General features: G+C 49.0%; 19 protein-coding genes, 2 tRNA genes and 2 pseudogenes. 6 read left to right on the top strand and 17 right to left on the bottom strand.

Annotation, left to right across the window (positions count from 1 at the left end):
* Nucleotides 1-20 precede the first annotated feature (20 nt).
* Nucleotides 21-944 carry a hypothetical protein gene (locus tag ACZ5EJ_RS01330; protein WP_464557293.1) on the top strand — a complete coding sequence of 308 codons (924 nt, stop codon included), beginning with the start codon at nucleotides 21-23 and terminating at the stop codon, nucleotides 942-944.
* Nucleotides 945-1,015: 71 nt separating this feature from the next.
* On the opposite strand, the pseudogene ACZ5EJ_RS01335 reads toward ACZ5EJ_RS01330, so the two are convergent.
* Nucleotides 1,016-1,297, bottom strand: a pseudogene (locus ACZ5EJ_RS01335) (IS3 family transposase); the annotation flags it as partial.
* 64 nt (nucleotides 1,298-1,361) lie between these two features.
* Between ACZ5EJ_RS01335 and ACZ5EJ_RS01340 the strand changes: the two are divergent.
* A complete protein-coding gene (locus ACZ5EJ_RS01340; protein WP_464557696.1) occupies nucleotides 1,362-2,303 on the top strand; it encodes an IS630 family transposase in 942 nt (313 codons plus the stop codon).
* A gap of 14 nt (nucleotides 2,304-2,317) precedes the next feature.
* Here the strand turns inward: ACZ5EJ_RS01340 and ACZ5EJ_RS01345 are convergent.
* The 4 genes and pseudogenes from ACZ5EJ_RS01345 to ACZ5EJ_RS01360 all read right to left on the bottom strand — a co-directional run.
* Nucleotides 2,318-3,218 (bottom strand): annotated as a pseudogene (locus ACZ5EJ_RS01345) (IS3 family transposase); the annotation flags it as partial.
* 193 nt (nucleotides 3,219-3,411) lie between these two features.
* Nucleotides 3,412-4,509: an alpha-hydroxy acid oxidase gene (locus ACZ5EJ_RS01350; RefSeq protein ID WP_011633495.1), complete on the bottom strand. Its 1,098-nt coding sequence runs from the start codon at nucleotides 4,507-4,509 to the stop codon at nucleotides 3,412-3,414.
* A gap of 109 nt (nucleotides 4,510-4,618) precedes the next feature.
* The gene (locus ACZ5EJ_RS01355; RefSeq protein ID WP_011633496.1) at nucleotides 4,619-5,302 is read right to left on the bottom strand and encodes a Fe2+-dependent dioxygenase; all 684 of its coding nucleotides are present in this window, start codon (nucleotides 5,300-5,302) and stop codon (nucleotides 4,619-4,621) included.
* 27 nt (nucleotides 5,303-5,329) lie between these two features.
* Nucleotides 5,330-7,540, bottom strand: coding sequence for a TonB-dependent receptor (locus ACZ5EJ_RS01360; RefSeq protein WP_011633497.1), 2,211 nt, complete (start codon nucleotides 7,538-7,540; stop codon nucleotides 5,330-5,332).
* A gap of 788 nt (nucleotides 7,541-8,328) precedes the next feature.
* Here ACZ5EJ_RS01360 and ACZ5EJ_RS01365 point away from each other — a divergent pair.
* Nucleotides 8,329-9,387, top strand: coding sequence for a sulfite exporter TauE/SafE family protein (locus ACZ5EJ_RS01365; RefSeq protein ID WP_464557295.1), 1,059 nt, complete (start codon nucleotides 8,329-8,331; stop codon nucleotides 9,385-9,387).
* A gap of 17 nt (nucleotides 9,388-9,404) precedes the next feature.
* Nucleotides 9,405-9,785, top strand: a complete 381-nt coding sequence (locus ACZ5EJ_RS01370; RefSeq protein WP_464557296.1) for a DUF3147 family protein — start codon at nucleotides 9,405-9,407, stop codon at nucleotides 9,783-9,785.
* A 27-nt stretch (nucleotides 9,786-9,812) separates the two neighbouring features.
* Here the strand turns inward: ACZ5EJ_RS01370 and ACZ5EJ_RS01375 are convergent, their stop codons facing one another.
* The 5 genes from ACZ5EJ_RS01375 to trhP all read right to left on the bottom strand — a co-directional run bounded on the left by ACZ5EJ_RS01375 (nucleotide 9,813) and on the right by trhP (nucleotide 14,974).
* Entirely contained in the window at nucleotides 9,813-10,511 is a 699-nt protein-coding gene (locus ACZ5EJ_RS01375; RefSeq protein WP_011633499.1) for a tetratricopeptide repeat protein, read from the bottom strand.
* A 105-nt stretch (nucleotides 10,512-10,616) separates the two neighbouring features.
* A complete protein-coding gene (locus ACZ5EJ_RS01380; protein WP_011633500.1) occupies nucleotides 10,617-11,741 on the bottom strand; it encodes a deoxyguanosinetriphosphate triphosphohydrolase in 1,125 nt (374 codons plus the stop codon).
* Complete coding sequence (gene aroB, locus ACZ5EJ_RS01385; protein ID WP_074456074.1) at nucleotides 11,734-12,843, bottom strand: 3-dehydroquinate synthase; 1,110 nt, start codon at nucleotides 12,841-12,843, stop codon at nucleotides 11,734-11,736. Before aroB ends, ACZ5EJ_RS01380 begins: the two co-directional genes overlap by 8 nt.
* 48 nt (nucleotides 12,844-12,891) lie before the next feature.
* Nucleotides 12,892-13,539, bottom strand: a complete 648-nt coding sequence (locus ACZ5EJ_RS01390; protein WP_107818303.1) for a shikimate kinase — start codon at nucleotides 13,537-13,539, stop codon at nucleotides 12,892-12,894.
* Nucleotides 13,540-13,612: 73 nt separating this feature from the next.
* The gene (gene trhP / locus ACZ5EJ_RS01395) at nucleotides 13,613-14,974 is read right to left on the bottom strand and encodes a prephenate-dependent tRNA uridine(34) hydroxylase TrhP (RefSeq protein ID WP_011633503.1); all 1,362 of its coding nucleotides are present in this window, start codon (nucleotides 14,972-14,974) and stop codon (nucleotides 13,613-13,615) included.
* A 90-nt stretch (nucleotides 14,975-15,064) separates the two neighbouring features.
* On the opposite strand from trhP, the gene dnaE reads away from it, so the two are divergent.
* Complete coding sequence (gene dnaE / locus ACZ5EJ_RS01400; RefSeq protein WP_074456087.1) at nucleotides 15,065-18,565, top strand: DNA polymerase III subunit alpha; 3,501 nt, start codon at nucleotides 15,065-15,067, stop codon at nucleotides 18,563-18,565.
* 13 nt (nucleotides 18,566-18,578) lie between these two features.
* Here the strand turns inward: dnaE and ACZ5EJ_RS01405 are convergent, their stop codons facing one another.
* Complete coding sequence (locus tag ACZ5EJ_RS01405; RefSeq protein WP_011633505.1) at nucleotides 18,579-18,770, bottom strand: twin transmembrane helix small protein; 192 nt, start codon at nucleotides 18,768-18,770, stop codon at nucleotides 18,579-18,581.
* A gap of 149 nt (nucleotides 18,771-18,919) precedes the next feature.
* Between ACZ5EJ_RS01405 and miaA the strand changes: the two genes are divergently transcribed.
* Nucleotides 18,920-19,873 carry a tRNA (adenosine(37)-N6)-dimethylallyltransferase MiaA gene (miaA, locus tag ACZ5EJ_RS01410; protein ID WP_074456088.1) on the top strand — a complete coding sequence of 318 codons (954 nt, stop codon included), beginning with the start codon at nucleotides 18,920-18,922 and terminating at the stop codon, nucleotides 19,871-19,873.
* Between the two features lie 228 nt (nucleotides 19,874-20,101).
* Here miaA and ACZ5EJ_RS01415 read toward each other — a convergent pair.
* From ACZ5EJ_RS01415 to ACZ5EJ_RS01440, 6 genes are all read right to left on the bottom strand, one after another.
* A tRNA-Glu gene (locus tag ACZ5EJ_RS01415) sits at nucleotides 20,102-20,177 on the bottom strand.
* 25 nt (nucleotides 20,178-20,202) lie between these two features.
* Nucleotides 20,203-20,278: transfer RNA gene (locus ACZ5EJ_RS01420), tRNA-Ala, on the bottom strand.
* A 127-nt stretch (nucleotides 20,279-20,405) separates the two neighbouring features.
* Nucleotides 20,406-21,671, bottom strand: coding sequence for a sigma-54-dependent transcriptional regulator (locus ACZ5EJ_RS01425; protein ID WP_011633507.1), 1,266 nt, complete (start codon nucleotides 21,669-21,671; stop codon nucleotides 20,406-20,408).
* Between the two features lie 149 nt (nucleotides 21,672-21,820).
* On the bottom strand, nucleotides 21,821-21,967 hold the full coding sequence (locus tag ACZ5EJ_RS01430) for a hypothetical protein (RefSeq protein WP_176752588.1): 147 nt from the start codon (nucleotides 21,965-21,967) through the stop codon (nucleotides 21,821-21,823).
* Nucleotides 21,960-24,134 (bottom strand): sensor histidine kinase, encoded by a 2,175-nt coding sequence (locus ACZ5EJ_RS01435; protein WP_011633508.1) that lies wholly within the window; start codon nucleotides 24,132-24,134, stop codon nucleotides 21,960-21,962. Before ACZ5EJ_RS01435 ends, ACZ5EJ_RS01430 begins: the two co-directional genes overlap by 8 nt.
* Nucleotides 24,135-24,143: 9 nt before the next feature.
* On the bottom strand, nucleotides 24,144-24,749 hold the full coding sequence (locus ACZ5EJ_RS01440) for a DUF4390 domain-containing protein (RefSeq protein WP_011633509.1): 606 nt from the start codon (nucleotides 24,747-24,749) through the stop codon (nucleotides 24,144-24,146).

A 24,749-nucleotide genomic window follows, 5' to 3' on the forward strand; every position in this document is an offset into this window, starting at 1 on the left:
ATCACAGAAGGAACGCTCAGATGGCTGAAGCTGACAGTAAACGAAGAATTAAATACGCTTTGCAGCTAGTTGGTTGGAGCTATGAAAATGGCAACCAAGACGTGCTGAAACGAGATGCTGCCAGGGTTGCCCCATCGGAATATAGATCAGAGATGGACGGTTCTTTGTTTTGTCCTGTTTGTTTCACAAATCTAAATAGGGTGCCAAAGCAAAAGGAACATTTTTCTAATGGTCGGGAGGCATATTTTTGCCACTTAGCAGCTTACAAAGAAATCAAGTGCGATCTTCGTTCTAACAAGCCTGAAGGCAAGAGGTATGAAACATATGAAGAGGCACGTAAAGCTATAGATGATGAAAACCTAGTGATAGTAGATGGATTTATTACAGATAAGCCTGAGCTTCCCAATGACGCGGGGGGTGAATACGATGAAACTCCCGTCGAAGATATCGATGGCCCTATCTCAGATGTACCTATAGGACGGCATAGAGGTGAGTCCTTCAAACTTCCAAGTAAGATTACCACTGTGGCTGGTATTTGTAGGAATTTTGACGAGAATCTCTACAAATATTATTACTTTCCAAATCAAAAATACTCAATACGACTAGTCGATCTGCTTCACCCTGTAGAAAACATCCAAGAGGAAGATGATGAGCCTAAGCTTTACTTCGGAACCATCGAAAGTACTATCCATTTAGGTGAGCACAAAAGACCAGATAATATACGCATGACCTATTTAAAAAATATTCAAATAGGCGTTCAGGATTTTTGCATCAAGTTACAAGATAGGCATCAAAGAAGTCATGGCATTACCGATGCATCAGTTGGCAGAACTGTTATTGTTTATGGCAAAGTAAGTGATAACGGTACAGGTCTGTGTTTTAAAAATTTGGGCTGGGGTGAATTTGCATTGCTCCCCAGAAAGTATGATGGATTGCTAGCGTGAGCACACGTAACAAGGCGCTGCTAGGGACAAACCTACGCTATAACGTGGTCAAGTAAAATCGGACACCTCAGTTAAGCTGCTTTTATCGATTTTGCTGCTTCTGCTTCATATTGATTCGGACTTTTGTAATCCAGGTATGAATGCAGTCTTTGGTTATTATAAAACACGGCGATATACTGCAAAATATCCTGCTGTGCTGCATGGCGGGTTTGGTAATGCCGCCATTGGCAGCGTTCCTGCTTGAGGCTGCCAAAGAAACTTTCCGCAACCGCATTATCCCAACAATTTCCCAGACGACTCATACTGCCAATAAAACCGTATGCTTTCAGTAGATTGCGGTATGCTTTGCTAGAGCATTTTTGATTTAAATATATGCATGTAATAGACTATTTTCTATCACAACTGATGGGGAAGGTTATGCATGCCTATTCACAAGATCTTCGAGATCGCATTCTGGGTGCGTTGGATCGTGGCGAAGGTCCAACGGCAATTGCCCGGCGCTTTGAGGTGAGTCGCATGTGGGTGTATCAGGTACGCAAGCGATGGAAAGAAGAGGGCCAGCGCCATAGCTTGCCGATGGGAGGTTATCGGCGATCCCGCATTGCGCACAAGGAAGCGCAGATTCGGCAATGGATAGAAGCCACGCCGGATCTAACGCTTGTCGAGCTTAGTGAACGTTTGGCTGCGGAAGGCATTCAGATCAAGGTGCCGGCGCTATGGCATCAACTGAACAAATGGGGGTTGAGTTTTAAAAAAAACCCTGTGCACGCCAGCGAGCAATCGCGCACAGACGTACGTCAGGCACGAACTGAGTGGGCCCGCGAGCAGCAGCATTGGGATTGCCGTCACCTAGTCTTTCTGGATGAGACGGCAACGGCCACCAACATGACGCGACAGCGGGGTCGCGCGTCGCGCGGCCAGCGCTGTGTGGCTTCGGTGCCCCACGGCCACTGGAAGAGCACCACCTTCATTGCGGGACTGCGTCACGATGCGATCACCGCTCCGTTAGTGCTCGACGGCCCAATGAACGGGGCCGCGTTTCTCGCCTATATTCAAACCTGCCTGTGCCCCACGCTGCAGCCAGGTGACATTGTGGTGGCCGACAACCTGTCTTGTCACAAGGTTCCAGGCGTCCGCGCAGCCATTGAAGCGGCAGGTGCCACGCTGCTCTACTTACCACCGTATTCACCTGATCTGAATCCAATCGAGAAAATGTTCTCCAAACTCAAGGCCCTATTACGCAAAGCCGCCAAACGAACCATGGATGCCTTATGGGCGCAGATCGGCAAAGTGTTGGATCTGTTCACTCCGGAGGAGTGTGCCAACTACTTCGCTTCATGTGGATATGTAAACAAATAAGTCAAAAATGCTCTAGCATACTGCGACCCACGATCCGAATGCACGATCAGGCCAGGCGGTGGCCGGCGTAGCCAGATCGCCATTCGTAATGCATCACAAACCAGTGTTGCTTTCATTCTTGAACTCATGCTCCAACCCACCACCTTCCTGGAAAACAAATCAATGACCACCGCCAGATACAACCAGCCTTCCCGGGCCCAAATGCAGGTAATGTCACCAACGTAGATTTGATTGGGGGCTGCAACATCAAATTGCCGATTCAGCCTATTCTCAAATATCGGTTGTTTGTGATTACTGTTAGTTGTGACCTTGTACTTTTTCCGGTGCCTCACTTGCACATCTGCTTCTTGCATCAGGCTTCGAGCCTTCCTGCCTTCCTGCGACCAACCGGATAACCCCGTGCATTCAGCGCTTTTCCGATTCTGCGACTGCCATAGCTATGATGACTGGATTTTGCTATCTCCCGTACTGCTCCAAGTATTTCTATATGGCACGGGTCGGTAGAACAATTGTCAGCACAACGAACGTAATCATAGTAGGCACTGCGGCTTACACCCATGAGTCGGCACATCAAGCCGACCGGATAGGTCTTTTTCCTTTGGGTGATAAACGAATATTTCACTTCGTTTCTTTCGCGAAAAAGACCGCCGCTTCCTTTAAGATGCGTTTCTCCATTTCCAGCCGCTTGATCTGGATCTTGAGCTTTCTAATTTCCTCCTGCTCCGGTGTTAGCTTCCCATTGCCTCGGAATGCCTGACCCGTATTATCTGCCTGATATTCTCTGATCCATCTCCTCAGCATATTGGCATTGATTCCCAGGCTTCGGGATACTTCCGATGGTGTGTGGTCCTGATCCAATACCAGACTGATGGCATCTAGTTTGAACTCTTTTGTGTACTGCTTTCTCGTTTCCATTGCTTCCTCCAGTTAAGGTTATTTTCTCTTAACTGGACTGTCCGGTTTATTAAACCATGTCATTGAAATTGAACTCAAAATGCTCACATACTTCAAGTATGCTTCGCTTTCTTGTTCAATTTTGCCTTGCCTTGCATTGCATCCCTTGATCGGGATCTTGATCAGGTTCTAAGACTACAGTATGTTGATCGTCTCAATTCCGATTCTGATTCCGGCTAATCTGAATTTTTTCCTGTGTAATTTCCTGGATGCTGGCGGTGCCGGTCAGTGCCATGGTCAGTTCCAGTTCATCTCGCAGCAGTCGAATGATGTGCGCCACGCCAAGGGCGCCTGCTGTGGCCAGTCCCCAGATGTAGGGGCGGCCAACCATGACTGCATCTGCGCCCAAGGCGAGTGCCTTGTAAATATCCCGTCCATTACGAATGCCGCTGTCAAACAGTACTTTCCCTCGGCCAGAAATGGCGCTGACGATTGGCGGCAGGCAGGCAAGGCTTGCTGGTGTGCCATCCAGGACACGTCCTCCGTGGTTGGAAACCACCAGCCCGTCACATCCCAGGTTGATCACTTTTTCGGCATCCTCCGAGTGCAGGATACCTTTGACTAGCAGTGGTAGCGAGGTTTGATCCCGCAACCAGGCGAGATCCTCCCAACGTGGGGCTTGCGCCATCCAGCCGTTGAATACTTGGCTTTGTTGCGGTAGCAACGCGGGAAAGGGAGCGGGAAGATCCAGATTTATCGGTTGGATGGTCGTCGGCAGCTGGATGGTTGCCTGTTTAACCGGGGCATCTACCGTAAATATGATGGCGTTGTAACCTGCTGCAATGGTTCGTTGCAGTAATTTTAGTGTTCGTTCACGATTTTCCTGCCAGTACAGCTGAAACCATAAGGGTTGTCCGGCTGCGCTGATAATATCTTCCAGCGTTTGGCTCGCCAGGCTGCTGACACATGACTGCCCTTCCTGCGCACTGGCTGCCATGGCGCTAGCCGATTCCCCATGTGGGTGATAGAGTTGTTGATACGCTAATGGTGCCAGAATGACGGGATGGGCAAGCGTCTGCCCAAACAGGGTGATTTTCGTATGACCGCTACGTACATCGGACAGCGGCCGTGGAATGAGGTGAATGGAGTCAAATGCATGAGGGTTAGCTTGCAAGCTGACATTATTAGCGCTGCCTTCCTCCAGATAACGCCAGATTTCAGGTGGCAGGCGTTCTTTGGCATAAGGGAGGTAATCGGACGGGCTGTGTATGCCTTCCGGGACAGTTGAGAGTTTAGGTAACAGCTCATTCATTTTAAAAGTGCTGACTTATTTTGTCATCATGCGGTCATCAGGTTGCGGTGATTCGCCCATCGTTGCGAAAATCCACAGGATTGAAGCAATCCAGTTAGCGTATTATTTTTCAACTCTCCGCCCACTGCCGCAGCAGGTTATGGTAGGTGCCCGTCAGGCTGACAACAGCTTCAGTTTCGCCTATATTCTGGCGCAATTGCAGCAATGCCATATCCATTTCATATAGCAGGCGGCGTTGATTAGGATCGCGCACCATACTTTGGATGAACATGAAACAGGCGATCCGTTCTCCGTGTGTTACTGGCGTTACCTGATGAACAGAAGAAGAAGGGTATATCACCATACTTCCCGCCTGCAGTTTCACGCTTTGTTGACCAAAGGTATCGTTAATGACCAATTCACCACCATCGTAGGTTTGTGGGTTGGACAGGAACAGGGTGGCGGATACATCCGCGCGCACGTAGCCGACGCCATCTGGCAACATACGCATGGCATTGTCCACGTGAAAGCCATAATGATTGGTTTTTCCGCTGTAGCGGTTGAAAAATGGCGGCATGATTTTCTTTGGCAGAGTTGCCGTGAAGAACAGGGCATTACGGTTCAACGCCCCTAATACCAGTCCGCGCAGCGCTGCCATTTGCGGGGAATCTTCCGGCAGTTGCTGATTGTTTTTGACTTTGGCCGCCTGGGCGCCGGCGGTTACCAGGCCGCTCACCCAGGCAGATTCAGCTAACAGACTGCTTGCTGCTGCGAGCTCCTCTTCAGTTAATACATTGTCGATCGTCAGCAGCACTTGATTATATTTTCGGTTAGGACTAAATCAGAATTTGTATTCGGCTGTCATGATAACTCTGCGACGCTGGCCAGGGATAGTAAATGGGCCGTTGTCATAGATGGCATCATAATAGGTTGTGTTGAACACGTTCTGTACATTCAGCCGCATAGCCCATTTCGGTTGTTCATAGGCCACCATCGCATCCCAGCGCATGTAGGCAGGTGCAGTGTTCGGATGGAACTTGGTTTCACCTGGCAAGGTAGGGATTGGGCCGGCGCCACTTGGATTGTAACCGTAACGCTTGCCTTTGACCTCGACACCGCCGCCTATTTTCCAGCCATAAGGCAGCCTGTAAGTGGTCCACAGGTTAAATGTGTAGGGCGGGGTGTTGCGCGGACGTTTGCCTTTATATTCCGGGTTGGCTGAAGTCAGAACACCTGTTGTGGCGTTGACGTTTTCAGCAACTTCCAGAATCTCCGGATCCATCAGAGCAAGCCCGGAGAATACTTCCCAGTTGGGTGTAATACGGCCTGCCAGTTCCAGTTCAATGCCGTTTGTACGGCGCTTTTTGGTAAGAATTGCCGCAGTGGATTCCAGATCGGTATTACGCTCCCATTTTTTTTCTGCATGATAGAGTGCTGTACGCAATGCGAGGTCACCATCAAACAGTAGCCATTTGGCGCCAATTTCTTTGACATTACTGCGTTCCGGTGGCAGAGGTTGAACGGTGAGTTGATACAAATCGGCTGTCGGGCTGAATGAGCTGCTGGACGCCATATAAAGATGGGATTGATCGGAAAAGTGGTAGGACAGTGCTGCGCGTGTACTCCATTGACCATAATTCAGCTTGGGAGAGGTCGCGCTGGAATATGTTGCCCGCATTTCATCGCGTCTTCCTCCCAGTGTGAGTTTCCATTTGGGGATAAATTCAACCGTATCCTGTACATATACTGCGTAAGTATCGGAATTAAATTCGACTGGAATTCCTGCTGAGTTGGCTTTGTAAGGCCGGAACAGAGGCGGATTGGCTGACGTGGTTCCACTGAAGTTTTGTAGAGAATGACGGAAGCTGTCTTCATTGAGATATTCCCCGCCCAGCAGGAAATCGTGATTCATACCAAACAAATGGAATCGATGGTTATAGTCTGTCTGTACCGTTATGGTTTTGTAATTCATGGTGCGGGTTGGGCCGCCATTACACGATGTGGGTGTGTTACATACCTTGCCTTCGGCATTGGGGGCAATAGTCAGGCTGGGGGTACGTGCCCAGTAACTGCGTTCATAGTCCGCATAACGTACCTGCGTGCGCCATTCACTGGCAGGCGAGAAATGATGGGTAAAGGTGGCGGTTGAGATATTAACTGTACCTTTGTCAAAATTACTGTTGGTACCCCAGTAATATTTCACTGGAAATTTTTCTTGTGGTTTGCGTGTTGTGCTGTCGAAGTTCACACCGTAATCCGGCTTGTCATCTACTGTGGTGTAGATATGGCTCAGAATAAGTTCGTTGTCGGTGTTAAGCCCGATCCCCAAGCTGGCGGCGACCCCATCCCGTTCCAGTGTCGGTCTGTCATTGGCTGCCGGGTTTTTACGCCAGCCGCCATCAAACCGTTTCATTCCATTGAAGCGGAAGGCGATGGTGTCAGTAATCTGTTTGTTGAAATCACCGGTCATCTCATAGTAACCGTACATGCCCACACTACCGGTAATTTTCCCCCTGTCTCCCAGATGCGGCACTTTGCTGACCTGGTTGATAACACCACCGGCCTGACCACGCCCAAACATCATTGCTCCGGCACCACGCAGTACATCGATTTGTTCCAGATAGAAAGTTTCACGATTGTACTGCGCCGTATCGCGAATGCCATCCAGATAAATATCACCAAAGGTATAGAAGCCACGCAACATCATATTGTCGCCAGAACGTCCACCCTCGGCAGCGTTGAAAGTCAGGCCGGCAACATTGCGCAGCGCATCCTTGAGCGAGCTGACTTGTTGGTCTTCCATCAACTGGTTGGTGACGGTCGTCACCGCCTGAGGGATGTCGTGCGGATCCTGCAACGTTTTGCCGACACGGGTGGTGGTGGCACGGTACCCGTCTTTTTCAGCTTCGGCACCTGCTTCTACCTTGATGGTAGGGAGAACAGGCGTTTTTTTGGGGTAATCATCTCCTTCTGCTGCAAAAGCGCTGATTGACAGCCCGCCGGCCATCAGGGCAGCGCCGAGGGGGAGTAATGTTTTGGGTGGTTGTGGCATTTAATTTCCTTCTAACAAGATTATTGGCTGGCTTGCAGCTGGTAGTTGAAAAATACAAATAAGGATTGTTCGTGTTCAGGAGTTAACTCTTGACTACAGTAATTAGGTTGATCCCGGAGTGAGGATGATAAACATGCGCGCGTTATCAACTGCTTGAATGCGCATTCTTCAAAGCAGTTGGCCTATGTGTGCGTAATGTGTAAATCAAATATTCTTTATTATTTAATTTTTAATGAGAATAATTATAATTAATGTTAACGTTAGTATCAATATTTTTATGCTTTATGGGAACTATTTGAAATTGATACCTTGCCAGATGGGGAAAAATACGTGATTAAGGCGGGTAGAGAGTGGCAGATAAGAAGTGAATCCCAGATATTTCACTAGGAAAGGCAGATGATAGAGATCTGAATGTGAGTCGAGCGGAAAGCACCATACTACTTTTCCGCATTTGTAAACATCAGCAAACCTTGACTGCAAACCACGAACAAAGTGTGGCAAGCAGTGGAATAAAGCAATTCGGAATAATATTGATGGAATGTGCGAGACTACTTATACGCCTGTTGCGGTCAGGTACTTTCACAGCGGTTATTCCTTAATTGTTTCGCTCTAGAATATTGGCAACATCTATTCCAGACGAAAATTCAGGTATAAGAAGATAGTGGTTGAATCATTGAAATAGAGATAGTCTGATAAAAACGGATATTCTTTCTGGGTACAATGATTAAAACCGGGATGTTGCCAGGTTCGTTTTGATGCAGAAAAATCGATTTATTTAAGGCTGATTAATGTTACTGAAGATAGCTTTGCTTTTTCCTGGCATGATTTTGACTTTCTGGGTTAGTGCTATATGTGGAGGGGGGGCCAGCCTGATTCTGATCCCGCTGCTTAGCTTGTTTCTTCCTGCTTCGCTGGTCCCTTTTTCGCTGACGCTGGGTACATTTGCCAGTGCAGCATCACGTATCGTTGTTTTCAGAAAACACGTCAATACCCGGATATTTCTCTGGTTTATTCCATTTGCCATTCCAGCGGTGCTTCTGGGGGCGTGGTTGATCAAGTTTATTAATCCCCTATATCTTCAATTTGGGGTGGCTTTTTTTCTCTTGTTTAATATTCCACAGCTATTTCAGTCAGGGCAAGAACTGCAAAAAGGTGAAAAACCTTACCCCAATTATATACTGGCTCTGGTTGGCTTCCTTTGTGGCTTTGTTTCAGGAGTGATCGGGGCGGTAGGGTTACTTTTTAATCGCTTTTATTTGAGATATGGATTAAGCAAGGAAGAGATTATCGCAACCCGGGCTGCCAATGAGGTATACCTGCATGTGATAAAACTGGTTGTTTATACTTCACTTGATCTGTATTCGGAAGCAGCCTTGAGTCTGGGGCTGCTGATAGCGCTGGCAGCTGTCGTATCTTCTTTTTCCATAAAGTTTATCTTGCCTCTAATCAGCAATTTTGTTTTTAGAAAAGTTGGATATGGAGTAATGGTGGCCTCGGGTTTTGTCATGTTGTTCAGTACATCGTCACATGTCATCGAGCAAGATAATCTGCACTTTCTTTCACAAAATAGAGGGTATGAAAACGAGATTGCGATTTCATGGCGTAACAGTCATTTTGTACTCGAATATGACGCCAAGGATGGTGAGTTTGGAATTGAATGGCCGGTTGGTTATGAGGATTTGCCCCAGGATCTGAAGCGATATTTTGATGAATTGAAGGATCAATATGACAAAATACTGCTTGAAAAAGTTTTCAAGTTCAAAGGAGTATCAAGCTATGAATTTTACTGCTATAAGAACGGTGCACTTACCAGGATGGATTTTAAATCTGTTCTGACAGCGAGCTGAAATACGGTTAGCAAGTGATGTGGCAATATGGCATCAAAATTTTTATTACGGTTGTTCTGGTTGTTGCTGTTTCCGAGATCAGTCGGCGCAGCTCGTTTTGGGGTGCAATTGTTGCGTCCTTGCCGATTACTTCTCTGCTTGCGTTCATATGGCTCTACACCGGCACTGACGATATTGAAGTCGTGGTGAAGCTCTCATACAGCATTTTCTGGCTTGTCCTGGCATCATTACCGTTGTTCCTCGTGTTGCCCGCCCTGCTCAGACACGACATCATGTTCTGGCCTGCGCTTGCAATTGCGTGTGGTGTTACGGTTATTATATACCTGTTTAGTCCCACGGTGTGCGGCTGTAATATTTGCTATACGCCACTTCACTCAAGATACTGTCCGGCCAGGTAGATGCTGGCCGGATTTTATTTGACTCGATTATTTTTGTTCGCCACTGGGTTTTTGGGAAGCTTTCTGTGAAGCGCGGACCGCTTCCAGATTTTTGATGGCTTCTTCATTTCCTTGTTCGGCAGCTTTTTCAAACCATTCGACTGCTTTATTGGTGTTTTGCTCGACGCCTTCCCCCAACAGGTAAATAACACCAAGATTATTTTGTGCGTCAATATTTCCTTGTTCGGCAGCTTTAGTGAATAGCTCTACGGCCTTGGTTTTGTCCTGAGGAACGCCTTCGCCAGTGAAATACAGCAACCCGAGGTTAAATTGTGCGTCAGCATGACCTTGCTCTGCTGCCCGGTAGAACCACCCTGCCGCAGCTTCTGGATCTTTACTCAAGGGGTTTCCCTGGGCGTCGTGTGAAACGGCTTCTCCTGAAAAATACATGGAACCCAGGCCATTTTGTGCTTCTGCATCACCAGCTTCTGCTTTCTTACGCAGATTCAGAAAGCGCTGCTCAGGAGTCAGTCCGTCATCCAGTGTTGGCATGATTTTTTTCTTCAGTTCATCTTGCTCTTTTTCTGACAAACCTTCTTTCAGGAATGATGGAAGTTCGCCGGCGGTGGTGGATTCACCCATTAATGTAACTTCTGCTTCATTGGTTGCTGTTTTTTCGGTGGAGCTCTTGTTCCCACAGCCGGCGGCCAACAAGAGTGCTGCCAAAAGAACTGCGATAGTTTTCATGCTGTTTTCCTTTTTTCTGATTTATTGGATAAAGATCAACCGGATAGCTCCGGTGTTGTTGCATTGGCTGGTTTCATGTATTTCGTTGATTGGTAATAAATTAGTTCAATCTTCAATGATGGCAAACATGCGCCGGTATTCCTTGATTGCATAGCGATCGGTCATGCCGGCAATATAGTCGGCGATTATCTGATGCCCATGGTCGCGAAATTTGTGCTGGTATTTGGGAGGCAATAATGCAGGTTCAGCCGCAAATGCTGAAAACAGTTTTTCAACGATATGGTGTGCTTTATTGCTCATGCGCATCACCTGATAATGCTTATAGAGATTTTTATGCAGAAAACGTTTCAGCTCCTGTTGCTGTTGCCTGATCGTATCGCTGAAACCGACCAGGGTCGGCATTTCTCGCACGTTGTCCGGGCTGTTCGGGTTGGCCGCTTCAATGTGGACTTTGCTTTGTGTCGTCAGGTCAGTTGCTAAAGTATTGATCATGCCACGTACAGTTTCATGAACCAGACGTCGTCCGGCAATATCCGGGTAGTGTTGCTTTACCTGATGCAAATGCCGAGCGAATATTTCGATTTCTTCCAGTTGTGCCTGTGTAATGAGGCCGGAACGCACCCCGTCATCTACGTCATGATTGTTGTAGGCGATTTCGTCTGCCAGGTTAGCCAGCTGTGCTTCCAGTGATGCACTACGGCCATGCAGGAAACGTTCACCCAATTCTCCCAGTGCTTGGGCCTTGGATTTCGTGGCTCTTTTCAGAATTCCTTCGCGGGTCTCAAAACATAAATTTAATCCATCAAATCGGGCATAACGTTCTTCCAGTACATCTACTACCCGGAGTGACTGCAGGTTGTGTTCGAATCCACCATGGGCTTTCATGCAGTTATCCAGGGCATCCTGCCCGGCATGGCCAAACGGAGTGTGGCCCAGATCATGTGCCAGTGAGATGGCTTCCACCAGCTCTTCGTTGAGTTGTAAGTTGCGTGCGATGGAGCGGCCGATCTGGGCAACTTCTAAACTGTGCGTCAGGCGTGTGCGGAACAGGTCGCCTTCATGATTGACGAATACTTGGGTCTTGTATTCCAGCCGCCGGAATGCGGTGGAATGAATGACACGATCCCGATCGCGCTGAAACTGGCTGCGCCCGATCGGCGGATCTTCATGGATGCGGCGACCGCGCGAGTTGGTATCGGATACGGCGTAGGGGGGCAGATTATTACGCATTGGCAACACAGGCTGACAATGTTTCAAGCAGCAGCAGAGTGGGAACAGTGTTGTCCAGTGAAGCCTTGCCGATCCGATCCAGCAGGATGAAACGGATTGCGCCGTCCTTCACTTTTTTATCGAGTTGCATTGATTCCAGGTAGCGTTCAGGTGTGATACGTGGGCCTTTTACTGGCAGCCCGGCATTTTCAAACAAGTGCTGGATACGATCGGTATCCTGTGAAGTGATGCGTTGCAGGCGCTTGGAGAGATTGGCCGCCATGAGGGTGCCGGCAGCAACGGCTTCACCATGCAGCCATGCGCCATAGCCCATAGTGTTTTCGATAGCATGGCCAAATGTATGCCCAAGATTGAGCAGTGCGCGCACACCGCTTTCACGTTCATCCAGCGAAACAATTTCTGCCTTGATTTCGCAGCTGCGGCGTATGGCATAATTCATCGTTTCAGGATCACGCGCCAGCAGCTGCTGCATGTGACGCTCCAGCCAATCGAAGAAATCTGCATCATGGATCAATCCATATTTGATGACTTCTGCAATCCCGGCACGTAATTCTCTGTCCGGCAGGGTAGTGAGTGTGGCGGAGTCGGCTAAAACCAGGCGTGGCTGGTAAAAAGCGCCGATCATGTTTTTACCCAGGGGATGATTAATGCCGGTTTTTCCACCTACGGATGAATCCACCTGGGCAAGCAGCGTGGTGGGAATCTGGATAAAGGGTACGCCACGCAAATAGCTGGCAGCTGCAAAACCGGTCAGATCACCGACTACCCCGCCTCCGAGTGCGATCAGCGGTGTCTTGCGTTCACAGCGATGTTCCAGCAGCGCATCGAAAATCAGATTCAGTGTTTCCCAGTTTTTATATTGCTCACCGTCCGGCAGGATGACCGCAAAGGTTTCTACCTGGTGTTCAGCCAGCGCGCTGCGCAGTTTTTCCAGATAAAGCGGCGCGATGGTGGTGTTGGTAACAATTGCAGCTTTCTTGCCGGGCAGATGAGGGAGCAACAGGTCAATCCTGGTGAGCAGCTCCTGTCCGATATGGATGGTGTAACTGCGATTTTCCGGGAGAGTATCAAGTGCGACTTCAACTGATTCCATGGCATTCATCTGGTGCTCTTCAAAGGTTGGTTTGCCTGGTATAAAATTAACCTGCTGTTATTTCGGCTGTTTAACGGAGGGATGATTTTTCAGCTCAGCGCCGGTTGATTCCTGATTGAGCTGATGCAATCTCTGCAGCAGTTTCTGTACGAAGGCGCGGGCGCTTTGTTTGCCGCTGTCCATGATGATGTGTGCTGTTTCACGATACAGCGGGTCGCGTTGTGTAAACAGCCCGGCCAGCTTGGCATGTGCATTTCCTGTTTGCAGCAGTGGACGGTTTTTATCCTGATGCGTACGGCGACGCAACTCGGAGACAGGTGCGCATAGATAAATCACAGTGCCGTGTTGCCGCAATAAAGTGCGATTATCTGGATATAATATTGCACCACCTCCTGTCGCCAGGACGATATTCTGCTGCTGGACGACTTCCCGCAGCACTTCGCTTTCACGTTTGCGAAACCCGGCCTCTCCCTCTATTTCGAAGATCACGGGGATCCCCACTCCCGTACGTTGCTGGATCTCATGATCGACATCGATGAAAGTTTTGCCGACAAGATTGGCCAGCAATTTTCCAACCGTTGTTTTACCAGCGCCCATCATCCCGATCAGAATGATATTGCCCGGTATCAACTCGGCATCAGAATTTTTTGTGGTTGGGGTTTTACTGCGTTGCATAATGCAATTGTACTGTAAATCCACAGCCATCCTGCGAGTTCCCCTAGTGTGGATCCTGATTTAATGGAATAAAAATACAGCAAAAATAGAATTAACCGCCAGTTTATAAAAACCTGGCAACAAATGCTTTCTCGACATTTCCGGTGAGTGGGATTTTAACGCGATAGCCGCTGCCGGGAGCAACGCTGACAGTGTTGCCGTCAAGATCCTGCATGTATTCGAGCTGGATGATACGATTACCGGAGGGATGAACGATTTCCAGGCGATCACCGATTTGAAAGCGATTTTTGACCAGAATTTCGGCCATACCGGAAGCAGCATCAACCTGTTCGATATCTCCGACATACTGGCTGCGGGAGGATTCGGAGTGGCCACGCAGGTAGTTCTGGGTTTCCTCGCTGTGATGACGCTGATAGAAGCCATCGGTATAGCCGCGATTGGCCAGCCCTTCCAGCTGACCCAGCAAGGCGGGATCAAAGGGGCGCTGGTGGGTGGCGTCGTCAATTGCCTGACGATAAACCTGTGCAGTGCGCGCAACGTAATAGGTTGATTTGGTACGCCCTTCAATTTTGAGCGAATCAATGCCAATCTCGGCTAGGCGTGCGACATGCTCAACTGCGCGCAAATCTTTTGAATTCATGATGTAGGTACCATGTTCGTCTTCCATGACGGGCATCAGTTGTCCCGGCCGTTTGCCTTCTTCAATCAGGTAAACCTGATCGGCGTTAGGGTGGCGTTGCGTGGGAACATTGTCAAAGGGAGAAGATTGCGATGACAACAGCGCTTCATTGAAGTCGAAGTCAATTTTTTGCAGTGGCTCGATGTCTCCACTGGCATTTTCTGTGGCAGGCTTTACCTTGTAGTCCCAGCGACAAGAGTTGGTGCAGGTACCCTGGTTGGGATCGCGATGATTGAAATAACCGGACAGCAGGCATCTACCAGAATAGGCAATGCATAAGGCGCCATGCACAAATACTTCCAGTTCCATATCCGGACAGAGTTCGCGAATTTCGGTAATTTCCTCCAGCGACAGTTCACGCGATAGGATCACGCGCGGCAGACCAAGCGATTGCCAGAATTTGACGGCGGCGTAATTGACGGTATTGGCCTGGACAGACAGATGAATCGGGACATCCGGCCATTTTTCCCGGACCAGCATGATCAGACCCGGGTCGGCCATGATCAGCGCATCGGGTTGCAACTCAATGACCGATTCCATATCGCGCAGATAGGTTTTGACCTTGGCGTTATGCGGCATCAGATTACTGGCCACAAAAAACTTTTTGCCAAGCTGACGCGCTTCGGTAATCCCGGCACGCAGTTGTGGCAGTGTGAATTCGTTATTGCGGGCACGCAGTGAATAGCGTGGCTGGCCGGCGTAGACTGCATCTGCGCCGAAGGCATAGGCAGCACGCATTTTTTCTAGGGAGCCGGCGGGCAGGAGTAATTCGGGGGCTTTCAGCATGATGTAAAATGAGGTGATGTGTCAGCAATAATTTCCGCCGCACTGATTATCCGGTTTTTCAAAATTTCACTTGGTTTTTATTGTATCACCATGCTGATTAACCCTGTTTTTGTTCATTTGCGGTTGCACAGTGAATATTCCGTTGTAGACGGTATTGTGCGGATTGAAGAAGCGGTTGCCAAAGCGCGCGATACTGGTATGCCGGCGCTGGCGCTGACTGATCTGTCTAACCTTTTCGGATTGGTCAAGTTTTATCAGCATGCCTGCAAGGCTGGAATCAAGCCGATTGCCGGATGTGATGTCTGGATCAGTAATGAGAATGATGCGGACCGGCCGTTTCGCTTGCTGCTGTTGTGCCAGTCATTTTCCGGTTATTTGCTGCTGAGCCGTCTGTTGTCGCGCGCCTATCGGGAGAACATGCAGCGTGGTCGTGCGGAACTGAAGAAAGACTGGTTTCGGGAGGGAGCCGGGACAGAAGGACTGATCGCCCTGTCCGGAGGGGAGCAGGGCGAAGTGGAGCGATTGTTGCTGGCGGATCCAGCGGCCGCAACAACAGCTGCTCAGGAATGGGCAGCGTTATTCCCTGAAAGGTTTTATCTGGAAATTCAGCGCTGTGGCCGGCCTGATGAGGAAGTAACAAATCATGCCATGCTGGAGCTGGTTTCTGGTCTAAAACTACCTGTGGTAGCAACGCATCCGGTGCAGTTTATGCAGCCGGAAGATTTCAGAGCGCATGAGGCACGGGTGTGTATCGCACAGGGTTATGTGCTGGGAGATCGCCGACGCCCCCGGGAGTTTACTGAGCAGCAGTATTTCAAGACAGCAGCAGAAATGAGTGAGCTGTTTGGTGATGTGCCGGAAGCACTGGCCAATAGCGTGGAAATTGCCCGTCGCTGTTCACTGATGCTGGAATTGGGAGTCAACCGGCTGCCGGATTTTCCAACCCCGGCGGGAATTAGTGTTGAGCAGTATTTGCGTGATCGGGCGCAAGCAGGGCTGGTTGTACGGATGACACAGCTGTTTCCGGAAGCAGCGCAGCGTGATGAAAAATATCCGGTTTATCAGGCACGGCTGGATTTTGAAGTGGAAACTATCATTCAGATGGGGTTTGCCGGTTACTTCCTGATTGTGTCTGACTTTATCAGCTGGGCGAAGCAGCACGATGTACCGGTCGGACCGGGGCGTGGTTCCGGAGCGGGCTCGCTGGTGGCCTATTCGCTGGATATTACTGATCTGGATCCGCTGCGTTACGACTTGCTGTTTGAGCGTTTCCTCAATCCAGAGCGGGTTTCCATGCCGGATTTTGATATTGATTTCTGTCAGGATCGGCGTGAGCAGGTTATTGAATATGTGCGTGATCGTTACGGTGCAGAGAGCGTGGCGCAGATCGCAACGTTCGGCACAATGGCGGCCAAGGCAGTGGTGCGTGATGTCGGTCGCGTGCTCGATCTGCCTTACAATTTTGTCGATCAACTAGCCAAGCTGGTGCCATTCGAGTTGGGTATGACCCTGCACAAGGCGCGTGAAATTGAGCCATTACTTAATCAACGTGCAGAAGCGGAAGAAGATGTGCGCAATCTGCTGGAACTGGCCGAGCGTCTGGAGGGATTGACGCGCAACGTGGGAATGCATGCCGGGGGGGTATTGATTGCTCCAGGGAAAATAACCGATTTTTGCCCGGTTTACTGTGCTGATTCGGGGGATGCGGTCGTCAGCCAGTATGATAAGGATGATGTCGAAAAAATTGGGCTGGTGAAATTCGACTTCCTCGGGCTGCGGACATTAACCATTCTCGATCGGGCGGTTGCTGATATCCGACAGTACCAGTTGGCTTCATTGGGTGGGAAAGATGCTGGTGAGCAATCTGTGGAAGAAAATCGCTTTTCACTGGGCGATATTTCCCTTGAGGATGCAGCAACTTTTGCATTAATGGCAAAAGGCAACACCGTCGGAATTTTTCAGTTTGAATCACGCGGCATGAAAGATCTGCTGCAGAAGGCGAAACCGGACCGCTTTGAAGATCTGATTGCGCTGGTGGCGCTTTATCGGCCGGGACCGATGGATCTAATTCCCGATTTCATCGAGCGTAAACATGGCAAACGGGTGGAGTATCTGGATCCTCGCTTGCAGCCAATTCTCGGGCCGACTTACGGCATCATGATTTATCAGGAACAGGTGATGCAGATTGCCCAGGTGATTGGCGGTTACAGTCTGGGCGGAGCTGATTTACTGCGGCGCGCCATGGGTAAAAAGAAAGTGGAGGAAATGGCGCAGCAGCGCGCGGTTTTTGTTGAAGGCGCTATCAGAAATGGCATGATGGAAGCAGATGCCGTAACGTTGTTCAGTCTGATGGAAAAATTCGCCGGCTACGGCTTTAATAAATCCCACGCGGCAGCGTATGCGCTGATTGCTTACCAGACTGCCTATCTCAAGGCACATTATCCTGCAGAATTCATGGCAGCCTGTATGTCATCGGATATGGATGACACTGACAAGGTGAATGTGTTTTATGAGGATTGTAAGCTGAACGGTATTGCCATTCTGCCGCCGGATATTAATCAGTCTGCCTATTATTTTGTTCCGGTTGATCGCAAAACTATCCGCTATGGGTTGGGTGCTATCAAGGGAACGGGGGAGGCGGCTATTTCGGCAATCGTGCGGGCACGGGAGCAGGGAATAGCATTTACCGGCCTGTTCGATTTCTGTCAACGAGTTGATCGGCGTATTGTTAATCGCCGTACCATTGAGGCGCTGATCCGCGCAGGGGCATTTGATACGGTTGAAGCTAATCGTGCTGCACTTATGGCATCTGTCGGGATGGCACTCGAATACGCAGAACATTGCAGCCTGACTGCCAGCCAGGTCAGTCTGTTTGATGACAATGCTGATCTATTGCAGCAGCCGGTTATAACGGAGATCGCACAATGGCCGGAGAAAGAAAAGCTGCAGTATGAAAAAATGTCATTGGGGTTTTATCTGAGTGGTCATCCGTATGACAGTTATGCCAAAGAACTAAGCCGTTTTATCCCGGCGCGCCTTGGACGGATTGCTCCCGGGCGTGAGCCGCAGCTGATTGCCGGTGTGATCTACGCGATCCGGACACAAATGTCCCGGCGTGGGAAGATGGCGATTGTTACACTGGATGATGGTATGGCGAGAGTTGAACTCGTGGTTTACAGTGATTTGCTAAGTACGAATTCGCAGTTTTTGAAGGCGGATCAGCTGCTGGTGGTAAGCGCTGTGGTCAGCCATGGTAATGGAGAAAATGCTGAAAAACGTATTGTGGCAAAAGAGGTTTTTGATTACGCGACTGCTCGCTCAATGCATGCCAGAAAACTGAGAATCGTGATTGATAGCCCGGTGCTTCTCACTCCCGCGCAACTCAAGGAATTATTGACTGCATATCTTCCAGGAAGTAGTGTGCATAATGTGCTGCCTTCAGCAGTTTGTCCGGTGTCAATTGATTTTCGCAATGAGGGGGCTGGATGTGAAATTGACTTGAGCAGTCGCTGGCGTGTTCATTTGCATGAAAGGCTGATCGAGGCGCTTATGGATAGTCTTGGTCATGACAAGGTGGAGGTGATTTACTGATAACCGGTCTGCCTCAGGTTCCGTGAATGTACTCCACATAAACCCATAACATCATGATTGCAAACAATGTCAGAGATAGTATGACGCGTGCGGTGAGCGCCTTGACCATCCGCGTGCTGTTACCCTTGTCTTTGATCATGTAATACACTGCAGAGCCGAGGGTATACAGAATGGATAGTAAAAGCAGGATGGCGAGTATTTTCAAGGATTCTCCCGGTGGATTGATGGTATTAGTAAACCATTTTAATATTCCTTGTTGTCATTTGAAAACTTCAGCTGACAACATTAAAAAATCATGATTCGAACAACCGATCGGTTGTTTACACTTTTTATTGTAACTGATAACAGTTGGCCGTGAATCTTCCTGATACAGAATCTCCAGCAGCCATTTTTCTGATGGGGCCTACTGCCAGCGGTAAGTCTGGCTTGGCAATAGAAATCGCACGTCACTTCCCGGTAGAAGTTGTCAGTGTTGATTCAGCACAGGTTTACCGGCATATGGATATCGGCAGCGCCAAACCGGACAAATCGATTCAGATAGAAATCCCGCATCATTTGATTAATTTGATTAACCCTGATGAAAGTTATTCTGCTGCGCAATTCAGGGAGGATGCCTTGTCTGTCATGCATGGGATTACAGCACGCGGCAGAATACCGCTGTTAGTTGGCGGTACCATGCTTTATTTCAAGGTGTTGCAACAAGGATTGGCCACACTGCCTGCAGCTGATGAGGCTGTGCGCAAGGAGCTGGAACAATCAGCCCGCGAACAAGGATGGCCTGCTATGCATACTGTTCTGAGTCGGCTTGATCCTGTCATAGCAGAACGCATCAAACCGAATGACAGTCAGCGTATTCAGCGCGCACTGGAAGTCTGTTATCTGACTGGCAGACCTATGTCAGCAGTGCTGAAACAACAGCAGAGCCGTGATTTTCCATATCGTGTTTTTAATATCGCTCTACTTCCGGGTGATCGCAGCGTTTTACATGCTCGCATCAGTCAGCGGTTTGACAAAATGCTGGAAATAGGGTTGGTGGATGAAGTACGTATGATCCGTGATCAATTCCAGGTGACCGCTGATATGCCTGCAATGCGTTGCGTCGGATATCGTCAGGTATATACGTATCTGGAGAATGAAATCAGCTTGGCTGAAATGCGGGAGAGGGGTGTTTTTGCAACCAGACAGCTGGCCAAGCGCCAATTAACCTGGCTGAGAGCAATGAATGAACTGCATGGCTTTGATTGCCTGGCTAATCAGTTAGCCCAACAGATTATCGGCTTTATACAGAAGCAGCGTATCTTTGCCTGAGCAGTGTTTCAGCAGTGGTGGTTGTCTGTTTTGTGCCTGCAACTGGAATGATGTTTGCATCCCGCAGCTACAACGCTACACCCACGTCGGAATTGTATAGTCTGATTTATCAATCACACAACGATATCAAGGAAGAATACGCAGGGATTGCGCAATAGAACAAGATTGATCTTCCACCCGGCATGCTGGACAGATTATATGAATATTGATGACGCCAGGATTTGTTGATGGCGTCCCCAAGGGGATTCGAACCCCTGTACCCACCGTGAAAGGGTGGTGTCCTAGGCCTCTAGACGATGGGGACCAGTATTGCGGATAAAGTAAAAAGCTGGTGGAGATAAGCGGGATCGAACCGCTGACCTCTTGCATGCCATGCAAGCGCTCTCCCAGCTGAGCTATACCCCCGGTTAAGACAAGTCGGCAATTATACTGATCGCCCTATTTATTGTAAAGCTGCCTGTTGGAATTGCTAATTTTCATATGGTCCTGTATTCAGTTAGGATTGAAGATTGCTCCCCAGTTCCGTGTTCTTTTAATAATTTTGGCTGCGCGGCTTGATGCCCAATGTTTTAATTTTCCGGTAAAGATGAGTACGTTCCAAGCCTGCGCGCTCAGCAACACGGGTCATGTTGCCGTTTTCCTGTTCGATCAGTTTCTCAAAATAATTCTTTTCGAAAATATCCCGTGCTTCGCGCAGCGATATGTTGAGCGGAATATCTGAAACAACAGACACGGCTTCGCGTGAGGAGAATGCCAGGGCCTGTTGTACAGCATCGACAGAGATCTCATCATCCGCACAGGTTAGCGCCAGTGAATGCACGATACTTGTCAGTTGTGCAAGATTGCCTGGCCAGTCATAATTACGCAGTGCATTAAGTGTAGCTGTACTGAAATGCATGAGAGGTACTTCTCCTGATTCAATCCAGCTTGAAAGCAATTGGTTGGCTATTTCCGGCACATCTTCGCGGTGAGCACGCAAGGGAGGGATGGTGATACAGAGATTGCTCAGTATTTCAAACAGTTTTGGGTGATAGGCTCCCTGCGCCGTCAACTCTGCCAGAGAGCGTGTTGTTGCACAAACCAGTCGTACCCCATATTGCTCCAGCTTGCCGAGCAGCAGCAACAAGCCTTTCTGTTCCAGTTTGCTGAGATCTCCAACTTCTCCGAGGAAAAGTAATCCGCCTTTTGCCTGTTCCAATTGTGCCAAAGGGCTTTCTGCAAGGAATGAACAGGATTCCGGAGCAACCCAGGCCGTGTTAGGACGATGCAGGAATCGTGCGCAGTGTTCCACGCCAACCCCCGGCTCGCCGGTTAACAAGACGGGAATTTTAAGGTTTTCCACTTGCTCTAGTTTTTTTCGCAGCTCCGTGATTAGTCCGCTGTGTCCCAAATGTGATAGGGAAAGAGCCGGCGAAGATTTATGTTGTCTGCCGCCGCGCATGACCTGCCCGACCGTATTGAGTAATTTCTGCAGTGGAATTGGTTTTTCCAGATAACCAACTGCACCGACACGGGTTGCTTCTACTGCTGTATCAATTGTACCGTGGCCAGACATCATGACGACCGGCATGGTCAGGAGGCCGTTATTCGCCCAATCTTTCAGCAGTGTGATGCCGTCTGTATCCGGCATCCAGATATCCAGCAATACCAGATCGGGGCGTGTCTGGTTGCGATAGTTTCTCGCCTGTTCTGCATTTTCCGCGAGTGCAACGCTGTAACCTTCATCCCCCAGTATCTCGGATAATAATTCGCGTATCCCCAGCTCATCATCCACAACGAGAATAGTGTTATTGGCCATGTGATCCTTATCCTTTCATGTGACTGGGGTACGAGAATTTGTTTTTGCGGGCGGTATCCATCCCTGTTTACGCTTGTTATGGTGCAGATTCAGATTTGATTCCAGCCTTCTGGTCGGGTGTTGTCCCGGAGCTCTGTTGTTAAGAGTTTTCAATTTTGTAAATAGCGACGAACTGCTTTGGGCAGAGCAGTTATCTCTATATTGTGCCTTGCATGTTTTGCCTGTGCAAAATTTTGTGAAAATGCCAACTGATTTACTTTGCAATCTGCAACTGGATCACTGAGCATCTCAGGCATGAGCTGCCTCAGACGAAACATGCGAACTGTTGTGGAGGAATGCAGGCAGAATGATTGAAACCTGTGCACCATGCGGCTGAATATTTTGTATTTTGACAGTGCCACCGTGCTCATCCACAATTTTTTTGACAATCGGCAACCCGAGCCCGGTACCTCTTGGTTTGGTGGTGACATAGGGCTCAAATACATGTGTTTTGACCTGCTCCGGGAATCCTTTGCCATTATCAGTCACGCTCAGCTCGATTCCGTTATTAACGGATCTGGTCCGCACAGTAATAGCAGCTTCTTTTATATTGGCCAGTGCATCTTGCGCGTTCTGCAGCAAGTTGTGAATGACTTGACGCAACCTCGCCGGATCTCCTCTGACAGGGGCAAGCTCTCCTGCTAGTTCTATCGTGATTGGCGGCAGTGGTGATTCGTTTTCTGTGTTGTCAGTTGTCTGATAAAGCGCCAGAATCTCCCGTACCAGCCGGTTGATATCTACCTGGTATAACTCGGGTTCAGGTACTCGTGCGTATTCCCGGAATTCGTTCACCATTTTTTTCAGGGCTTCAACCTGATTCACGATTGTTTCTGTAGAACGCTTCAGAATTCTGGCATCTGGCTCGTCGAGTTTGCTGATCAGCTTATGCTGCAAACGCTCAGCGGATAACTGGATCGGCGTAAGTGGATTTTTAATCTCATGCGCCAGGCGTCGTGCTACTTCTCCCCATGCTACGGTACGCTGGACTTGTAACAGGCTGGTGATGTCGTCGAATACCACAACACCGCCACCGGATGCCTGGGGTAGGCGAGAGCCTCGCAGAAGCAGCACCTGCTCCTTATCTGCATTGAAGTGCAATACTTGTCTTTGCCATTCACCAACCTCTTCAGAATCAAAGCCGCTTCTTATTTCCCCGGCCAATAATCGCAATCCCGCTTCCTGTTTGGCGCATTCTTCTATGGTTAATCCCTCGAAATTGGTCAGCGGAATTTGCAGTATTTGCTCTGCACTCTGATTGACTGCACGTATTCTCAATACTTTATCAAAGACGATAACACCTGATGACAGATTGGCCAGAATATTTTCGAGATAGGCACGTGCATTTTCAATTTCCTGTTGATGCTGCTGTGCGATGGTGCGTGCGGCCTCCAGTTGTTCAGTCATGAGATTGAATGATTCAGTCAAGATACCGAATTCATCGGTACTGTGAATCTGGTGTCGCCGGCTGAAATCACCCTGAGCTACGGCGCGTGTTCCTTCTGCCAATGACCCCAGTGGCGCGCTTAATTTTTCGCTGATCAGAAATGCACCGGCCAGTGCGGAAAACAGAGCAAGCAACAAGGCCAGGGTCAATGTTACGCTGTACAGCCGAGTCAATCCCTGACGAGACAGCATTAATTCCTGATAATCACTAAAGCCAGCCTGAACGATTTCCGCGTTGTGTGCGATGGATTGCGGCACCCGTTGCAGTACCTGTAGTACTCGGATATCTTCGTTGGCGCTTAGTATGTTGACTGGAACAAGTACTCGCAGATACAGCGTGTTATTCGCGAGTGTTTCGACCGCACTGTAATCCCTCTGCATCCGGATGCGCCGCATCGCTTCTGTATTGGGGATTTCGGGAAACAATACGGTATCATCCAAACCGGTAAAGGCGATGACCTTTCCATCCTGGTTGAACAGGGTAGCTTCCTGTATTTGTGATTGAATTAGAAGCTGATTCAAAACGGTCAAAGGAAATGATGACGGTTCAGCCAGATCAATTGCGGCGGCCCGCGCCTTTTTCTGCAATTCCTCCAGCAGGTTATCCAGTATCGTTTGCCCCAGCGTTAGTCCACCTTCCAGTGCGCGATCCACTTTGACATCAAACCAGGATTCAATACTTTTTCCCAGAAACTGTACTGAAATACCATACACCAGCGCGCCGGGCAGAATGGCCATCAGGGAAAAAACCATCAGAAGCCGCAGTGCCAACTTTGAACCGAATACACCAGTCTTGAGTCTGCGCCGTAATCGTCCGAGTAGAAATCCAACGATTCCAATCAAGAGCAGCAGAAAAATTACGATGCTGACAATCAGCCAGCGGTAATGGCGTTCAAAAAATTCGGTATTGGCTCCGGCTGAGGCCAGCAGGAATAGCATAATGGTACTTAATCCTGCGACAACGAAAATAACGTATTTCATAAACGGGCTCTAACGATAATCAGATTCGTTGTCAGCTTCAGGGGTAGGCGGAAATGTAACCTGCCAGATTTTTTTTTCAGAAATGAGATTCCAGTCCTGAGTATCAAGCCATTCCAGTTGAAACGGTTTAGATAGCCGTGAGACATCCAGCCATACCTGCAGAACTGCGGTGTAAGTGGTGTCCGGGAGGAGTGGGGTGTGTTCCCTGATCAAAAGATCTGGCTGATGTCCCAAAGCCTGTAATGCAGCTTTTAGTGTTGGAAAATTTTGTGACTGGCCGCGTTGAACCAGGCGATATTGCCTGGTTAGTGCCTGATAGCTGAGCGTGGTTCTTTCTTTATAGCGAGCGACTTCTTCATTCAGCCAATACCAGCGTGGTTTCATAATCAAAAGCCGGGTGACGAAATAAAGATCGACCCCCTTTTTCAGGGCTTGCTTCATCGTTTTGCTCAAACCAATGTCAGCCTGGACATCGATATAAAAGCGTTTGCCTGATTCTTTAAGCTGGAAAGACTCTATTTCTATATGTCCTTTGGCGGCAAGTGTGGTTGATGAAAACAGCACGATTAACAATAAAACGATACTGAGCCAGGGACTCCTTATGTCAGCGTGCAT

The sequence above is a fragment of the Nitrosomonas sp. TNE100 genome (assembly GCF_055387135.1).